Source organism: Streptomyces sp. NPDC056224 (assembly GCF_042267665.1).
Classification (GTDB): domain Bacteria; phylum Actinomycetota; class Actinomycetes; order Streptomycetales; family Streptomycetaceae; genus Streptomyces.
In genome coordinates this window covers 1-4071 of sequence record NZ_JBHJTK010000095.1, presented here as the reverse complement: position 1 = coordinate 4071, position 4071 = coordinate 1, and the positions used below count along the sequence as shown (strand labels likewise).

At 31.7% G+C, this 4071-nt stretch carries 5 protein-coding genes; 4 read left to right on the top strand and 1 reads right to left on the bottom strand.

The genetic code is table 11. The features are described 5' to 3' along the window. From ACFCZ1_RS38335 to ACFCZ1_RS38325, 3 genes are all read left to right on the top strand, one after another. On the top strand, nucleotides 1-1798 hold a 1798-nt coding region (locus ACFCZ1_RS38335), incomplete at its 5' end, for a hypothetical protein (RefSeq protein WP_376682892.1). A gap of 19 nt (nucleotides 1799-1817) precedes the next feature. Further along, nucleotides 1818-2189, top strand: coding sequence for a hypothetical protein (locus ACFCZ1_RS38330; RefSeq protein ID WP_375877795.1), 372 nt, complete (start codon nucleotides 1818-1820; stop codon nucleotides 2187-2189). Nucleotides 2190-2748: 559 nt separating this feature from the next. After that, complete coding sequence (locus ACFCZ1_RS38325) at nucleotides 2749-3321, top strand: DUF3967 domain-containing protein (RefSeq protein WP_375877796.1); 573 nt, start codon at nucleotides 2749-2751, stop codon at nucleotides 3319-3321. Nucleotides 3322-3495: 174 nt separating this feature from the next. On the opposite strand, the gene ACFCZ1_RS38320 is transcribed toward ACFCZ1_RS38325, so the two are convergent. Further along, nucleotides 3496-3633, bottom strand: a complete 138-nt coding sequence (locus ACFCZ1_RS38320) for a hypothetical protein (protein ID WP_375877797.1) — start codon at nucleotides 3631-3633, stop codon at nucleotides 3496-3498. A 129-nt stretch (nucleotides 3634-3762) separates the two neighbouring features. Between ACFCZ1_RS38320 and ACFCZ1_RS38315 the strand changes: the two genes are divergently transcribed. Beyond that, on the top strand, nucleotides 3763-3981 hold the full coding sequence (locus tag ACFCZ1_RS38315) for a hypothetical protein (RefSeq protein ID WP_375867851.1): 219 nt from the start codon (nucleotides 3763-3765) through the stop codon (nucleotides 3979-3981). The last annotated feature ends 90 nt before the right edge of the window (nucleotides 3982-4071 follow it).

The window sequence follows — 4071 nt, the reverse complement described above, 5'->3', positions numbered from 1 at the left end:
CATGATAATAGGGTTAGCTGCTCTTCTTGTTGCTTATGTTTTTACTCTTTTTATTTTTGTTACTACAATCATAGAAATTGGTTTTAAAAAGGTTGTAGGATTATTTGTATTTGCCACTGATTTAGAGAATGGACAACGAACAAAAATGGTTGTACAGGACATATTAAACGCTTTCCTTTTAATTGCTTTTACAGGATTAAGTTTAAAAATGTATACTGTGTTTCTTTCGTTTTTAGCAAGCAAGCAACCAAACATTTTTATTTATGTAATTGCGATTATTTCCTCAACTTTCGTTTTAATTAAAGGTAGCAACACCATTATGCGCTATTTTGGTGTAGATGTAGGATTGAAAGAAGGGTTTGGTCAACTTGTAGGTGCATTTGCGCTTGGTCGAGCAACAACAGGAGGATTTAAAAGGTTAAAAAATCTAGGGAATTCCAAAAACAATGACAGTAACAATACGCACGATCAAAATGTAAATAAAGATAGGTTAAATAATCAATCAAATAATAATAAGAAATCGATTAATGATAGTGTTTCAGGTAATAACAAAAATAGAAATCAATTGGGTGATTTTTCTAAAGAAAAATTGAGTAGTAATGGATTGAGTAATAGTATTAATTCAGATGGTAAGATGGAAGGTCTTTCTACTGCTGCTGTTGAAACTTCTGGAGTCGCTACAAACGTAGCTAACGCACTTCAAGGGGAAAAGGGTTTAAATCAAAATAAACAGTCTTTAAATAGCAATAACGAACTTTCTAATGACCCTTCATCATCAATAAAAAGATATGATACGTCTAACAATGGCCAAGAATTACAAGAAAAAAATGCAGGAGATAACGCAACAATAACGCCAACTAATCAAAGGCAGACACTTCAACAAGATGTTATTAGCAGTGTGAATGATCGCGCAAATGGTAAAACACAATCGAATGAAGAAATTTTAGCAGAAATGAAATTAAAAGAATCATTAAATCCGAATGGAAATGTGGATGTAAATGCAGCAAGTAATATGCGATTAACTCCTGAGAATAAATCAATTAATCAACAAAGCAGCGAAGGGATTATTAATCGTACCAGACAAGAAGTTGCAGCTGGAAGCTCGGCTAATCATTCTATGCAAGATGCTGTTCAAAATATGAAGGCTAATACAGTGAATAGCGCTCCATTAAAACAAAGCATAGAACAAGATGTTAAATCCGTTCCACAGTCTAACCATATAGGCAAGCAATCCATTGTACAAGATATACAATCTAGCAACGGACAGGCAGTGTCGCAACGTCAAACGGTGATTCAAGATGTTCAAAATAGTTCCGAAACGGCACCGAATAGACAACGTGTCGTACAAGAAATAGAGCAAGCAAAAATAGCGACACCGCAACAAATACAACAAAATGTACAGCAAGTTCTTACAACAGCAAGGCTTCCACAAGAAGCACATCAAACAGTTAAGAGAGTAATAGAAGATGTTCAAAAACAAGGAAATATTGCTCCTGAAACACTCAAAATGAAAGTTGTTCAAGAGCTAGAAAAAACATCTTTTGGAGCAAAAGAACCAATTAAACAAGTCATCTTGCAAGATGTTCAAAAGGCATTTTCATCTACTCCAGAACCAGTACAGCAGAGTATTAAACAAATAGTTGAATCAACCCAAGATACAAAGAAAATCGGGCAACCAACAGAAAATAAAAAAGTTGAATCAAGTTATTTTGGCTCGTTGTTTGGAGAAAAGGTAAGTAATTATGAGAAGGGGAAAACGAAAAAAGGTTCTAGATTTGACGTCTTAAGAAATTTATAAAAAGGAGATTAGACTCAACATGGCTAGAAAAAAGGATCCACAAGAGGAATTAGAATTAGCGCTTAAATTAAGGGAAGAAGCAGACAAAAAGATTGCTGAAGCTAAGAAAAAATTAAAAGAAGAAGAAGAAAAAAAAGCTGTTAAATTAGCTAAAAAACTGATGAAAACATACGGAACTGTTGATTTTATAGAAATAAAGGAGAAAATAGCACAAGAATCAACTTCTCAAAACAGTATTTCAATAAATAGATTTTCATCTGTAAACTTAGAGTATATACAAACCCTTTCTGAAGATGATATAAATTATCTTCGTAGCACTGCGGAAAGATTAAGAAACAATGAATTCATACTATCTCAAGATGTAATAGACGAAATTAGACGGAGATTTTAGTATGATTGCTGTTCAAGTGATTGCTACCATTTTCCTATTAATAATTGTGGGATTTCTTTTCCTAAAAGGAATTAAATATTTGTTGGCAACAGGTTCTTTCTTCCTGCGATTAGTTTTGAAGTTTGGTGCTGTTTTAGTTACATTAAGCATACTTGGGTGGATTGTTCATTTTCTTTCGTAGTTAATATTGATTAACACTTTAAAAATTGAAATTTACTAGTTAACTAGCAAAGAGGACTCTAAAAGAAGTCCTCTTTACTTTATTATCAAAGCATAACAGAAATTGCATGTAACACCATCGCCACTAAAATTGGAGAAATTTCTAAATGAAATTCTTTAAATTGCATTCTCAAATCAAATCACCTCTCTTTTTATTTTTTTATAATAGATTTTTAAAGATTAAGTTATTCCAATTCATATGTACGACCTCACTTTATACTCTCTTGCACACTTAAACATCACGTTTAAACAGCCTTACTTCTTTTTTTATTTTCTATTTTAAAATGAGCGTGTAAAATGATTCATAAGCATTCTCATGAAAAAATAAAGGAAAATAATTGTGTTTTCTAGAATCACTGAACATAAGAAGATGGTAAACATGTGGGGTGAGAAAGTGAGAAAATGGTTTACAATTTCTGAAGCAGATAAAGAAACCGGTATACCACATCAAACGCTTAGACGATATTTAAATAATCATGTTCACCACTTAATCATAAAGAAAAAACATAAAAGCTATTTGATTGCTGAAGAGTCGCTTCAAATTCTCCTTAAAATTAGAGAATTGTATTCAGAAGGTAAAACCATAGAAGATGTAGAAAATGCTCTTACTGAACAGGGAATACCCATGAATATTACTGTGAATGATGATGAAAATGAAGTGAGCATAAACATAGGGGAAACCTTGATACACCTACAAAAGGACATGAGAGAACAGAAAGAATTTAATGAGAAATTACTTGAGGTTTTACAAGCACAAAATGAGCAAATAAAAAAACACCAAGAATATATTGAACAAAAGTTAGAAGTAAGAGATCAAAAACTTTTAGAATCACTAAAAGAAAGTATGGAAGTAAGAAAACAAATAGCAGCAAGTAAAGAACAAACAAAAAAGTGGTGGAAGTTCTGGAAATGAACTTTCACCACTTTTTTCATGCTTACTTACTAGCCCTATCTTTTTAATCGCATTGAGGGTTTGCGATCCCTTTTTATTAGTCGTCATTAGGGAGAACGACTCCTCTTTTATTCGTCGCTCGAGGAGTAACGACACACTTACGATATACATTCATTGTATCATATGTGTTTGTTTTTAGTTCTTTCTTTCAGCTTGATCTAATGCAGATTGAAGCAAATAAATAATAGCCTGTGTACGAGTTCCAAACCCTTTTTTATCCTTAAAATCATCAATTCTTTTTAAAAGTTCTTTCGGGTAGCGCATATTAACCACTTGAGACATTATACAACCCACCTTATTGTATATTATTTTAATACACATTGTATATTAAAATGATTCATGGTATATTAAATGTATATCATTTGTGTATTAATATAGTACACGTAAAAGGGGCGATATTCAATGTCAAAAGAATCAGCAGGTAATTTATATTTTATTGAATTTGTTGATGTTTCTAAGCAAAGCATTCATTTGTGGGATTTTATTGATAACAAAAAAAGTATCTATATTGGAACACCTGAAGAAATTAAATTTTATAATGCAGCATTTGAAGAAGCGATGGAATATAATATTTATCTTTTTGTAGAGTATGATACAGCTAATAAAAGTATTGTCCACTAACAATAACTTGAAGTTGTCAAATTTCATAAAGCATAGAAAACGAAAGAAAAATGGAGTTATTAGAAGATTACACAATTCATTATTAACCTC

Excerpts from the sequence above, each read along its gene's own strand:
- ACFCZ1_RS38330 (WP_375877795.1), top strand. The coding sequence starts at position 1,818 with ATGGCTAGAAAAAAGGATCCACAAGAGGAATTAGAATTAGCGCTTAAA.
- ACFCZ1_RS38315 (WP_375867851.1), top strand. The coding sequence starts at position 3,763 with ATGTCAAAAGAATCAGCAGGTAATTTATATTTTATTGAATTTGTTGAT.